Below are 245 nucleotides of genomic sequence, written 5' to 3'. Positions count from 1 at the left end.
AAACTTATCAGATGAACAATTCAAACGCCGTTTCGGTGTGTATAAACAAACATATAGAAAGATGGTAGAATCAGTAAAAAGTGTTGAAGCCGACTCTAATTCACCATCTAAAAGGGGACTGAAACCTAAACTATCTATAGAAGAACAAGTTTTAGTAACGTTAGAATATTGGCGAGAATATAGAACATATTTTCACATTGGTACAAGCTGGGAACTATCAGAATCAACTATATGTCGGATTGTAA

Annotated in this window: 1 protein-coding gene; it reads left to right on the top strand. The window is 33.9% G+C overall.

Annotated elements, in window-relative coordinates:
- On the top strand, window positions 1-245 hold a 245-nt coding region (locus tag MiAbW_RS19445), incomplete at both ends, for a helix-turn-helix domain-containing protein (protein ID WP_172967410.1).

This window comes from Microcystis aeruginosa NIES-4325, assembly GCF_008974145.1.
GTDB classification, from domain to species: Bacteria; Cyanobacteriota; Cyanobacteriia; order Cyanobacteriales; family Microcystaceae; genus Microcystis; species Microcystis aeruginosa_G.
Note: the sequence above shows the minus strand (reverse complement) of the source record. Positions and strands in the feature narration are given on the sequence as shown.